Raw genomic sequence first — 1,409 nt, 5'->3', positions numbered from 1 at the left:
TTAATTCTTGCAGAATTTGAAGTGGGGGCTTCTCGGATAATAGTTGCTTTTACTAGCCAACCAAATTCATCGAGCTAACCCCACTGAACCAGCGGTTTATGAAACGATATATTTTTTAGGTTCCTTTCGCTTCCAAGAATAGTCTTATTCCTTCGCTTTTTATATTGGTCGCAGCGTTCGCGTCTCGGTCAGATTCATGACCACAACAACATGAATATATCCGTTCTGAGAGGCATAATTCTTCTTTTACTTTCCCGCATTTAGAACACATTTTAGAAGAAGGAAACCATCTGTCAATTTTGATGAATAACTTACCACGGTCCTCGAATTTGTATTTTAAGAATGTGGTGAACATACCCCAACCGTTGTCAGAGACGCTTTTGCCAAATGTAAGAGCCTTAGACATACCTTTCATATCTAAGTCTTCAATTGCAATCGCATCGTAATGATTTGCCAACTCATAGCTTTTCTTATGAAGGAAATCACCACGTTGATTTGCTGTTTTCTCTTGTAGCTTCGCTACTTTACGCTTTTGTTTATACCAACGGTTAGAACCCTTTTTACGACGTGACAAAACACGCTGTTCTTTGGCTAATTTTTCGAGCGATTGACGATAGAAACGAGGGTAATTGGCTCTCTCACCATCGCTTGTTACATACAAATCAGTCATCGAAAAATCTAAACCAACAACGTTATTGGGCTCAATTTTTTTAGTTACCTCTTCAAATTCCGTCAAAACAGAAGCATAGACTTTTCCAGACCCAGTCATGGAAATGGTTACTGACTTTATTTGATGTGACTCTGCAATATCCCTATGTTGTTTCATTTTCACCCATTTAAGTTTAGGTAACTTGATATGACCATCCAAAATTTCAATGTTTCCATTCACAACGTTCGTTGTATAAGATTGTTTATGTTTCTTGCTCTTGAATTTCGGGAAATTCGCGTTCTTTTTGAAGAAAGCTTTGTACGCTTTCTCTAAATTCATTTGAGCGTTCGCTAAAGAAAGGCTATCCACTTCCTTCAAAAACGGATAATCCTTTTTATACTTAGCTGGAGTTGGGTGTGTCTGTTTTAATAGCTGGACCTTATCATCTTTGAATTTTTCGTATGTTTCGATTCGATCAGTCAACATTTTATTGTAGGTAAATCGCACACACCCAACCGTTTTCTTCATCAAAAGGAATTGCTCATCCGATGGGTATAAACGATATTTGAACGCCTTATTCTTTTTAGCCATATCAAGTCACCCCAAACATCAGTTCTCATTTTATTTTACCAAAATATAGTTATTTTTCCCACCTATTTTTTATGAATCTGAAGAAAATAAAAATAGCGCCATTCATCTCCCACCTAAAATTCTATCGAATTTTTGAGGAAGGAGACTTCTGGCTATAGTTCGTTAAAGA

The 1,409-nt window shown here is 36.9% G+C and carries 1 protein-coding gene; it reads right to left on the bottom strand.

The features are described from left to right. Positions 1 to 115: 115 nt before the first annotated feature. Positions 116 to 1,240, bottom strand: coding sequence for an RNA-guided endonuclease InsQ/TnpB family protein (locus SAZ04_RS21485; protein WP_332699510.1), 1,125 nt, complete (start codon positions 1,238 to 1,240; stop codon positions 116 to 118). Between the last annotated feature and the right edge of the window lie 169 nt (positions 1,241 to 1,409).

The sequence above is a fragment of the Halalkalibacter lacteus genome (assembly GCF_036663595.1).
GTDB lineage: Bacteria > Bacillota > Bacilli > Bacillales > Bacillaceae_D > Halalkalibacter > Halalkalibacter lacteus.
Note: the sequence above shows the minus strand (reverse complement) of the source record. Positions and strands in the feature narration are given on the sequence as shown.